We start from the raw sequence: 1,004 nt of genomic DNA, 5'->3' as shown, positions 1-1,004 counted from the left end.
TTGGTTAACATAATCACCATCCAGTTTTGTTAAAACTGAATGATACCAAGTGGATCAATTTTCAATTGGTGTTAGTGGATCATTTTTGCACTGGTGGTGACAACTAGCAATATGATCCGACCATGATCCACTTTTTTGATTACTACCACGATTTTGGTAATAGTGACTCGTTTGTTGATCATATTCTGCAATATCATCAGCGGAAAGAGGCTGATAACTATTTTGGTGCACCATCACTTTTTGTGGTAAGCGTGGTTTAATTTGTGGATCTTGAGCTGGGTGCCCCAAACACATACCAAACAATACTGCACAGTATTGTGGTAAACCTAATAACTCATCTACCTTTTTAGGTGAATTACGTAAGCCGCCAATATACACTCCACCTAAACCAAGAGACTCAGCCGCTAGCAATGTATTTTGTGCCATGATTCCCGCATCTATCGCACCAATTAAAGTTAGCTCAGTAAATTCTGGCTTTACTTGATTTGATAGCTGGTAATGACGTTGATAATCAATGCAAAATACCAAAAATTCAGCAGCGGTTTCTACATAGGCTTGCCCACCAGCAAACTCAGCTAATGCGTTTCTTTTAACTTGATCGGTAACGCGAATAATGGAAGTCGTTTGTAAAAAACTCGATGAGGACGCTGAAATACCTGCAGCTAAAATAACTTCCAATTGCTCATTGGTTATAGTCTCTGGAGTAAATGAGCGAATCGAGCGATGCGCCATCATGGTATCAATTACGGTATTCATAATTTTTCCTTAAAAAGTGTTTAAATTACGATCAGCTTATCATATCGAATTATTGAGATGTTCAGATCATGCTAAATACTGAATAGAGAAATTTAAAATACAAAAAAGCCTGACTCTTTCGAATCAGGCTTTCTCTATAAATAAGTGGCGGAGTGGACGGGACTCGAACCCGCGACCCCCGGCGTGACAGGCCGGTATTCTAACCAACTGAACTACCACTCCGCAGTGTCTATTCAGTACTTAAATTA

Annotated in this window: 1 tRNA gene and 1 pseudogene; both read right to left on the bottom strand. The window is 39.3% G+C overall.

The features are described from left to right. Positions 1-102 precede the first annotated feature (102 nt). Positions 103-756, bottom strand: a pseudogene (nfsA, locus tag HC725_RS16530) (oxygen-insensitive NADPH nitroreductase); the annotation flags it as partial. A gap of 145 nt (positions 757-901) precedes the next feature. After that, a tRNA-Asp gene (locus HC725_RS16525) sits at positions 902-978 on the bottom strand. Positions 979-1,004: the final 26 nt, after the last annotated feature.

The sequence above is a fragment of the Vibrio sp. S17_S38 genome (assembly GCF_014694375.1).
Lineage (GTDB): Bacteria > Pseudomonadota > Gammaproteobacteria > Enterobacterales > Vibrionaceae > Vibrio.
This window is presented reverse-complemented; position numbering and strand designations above follow the sequence as displayed.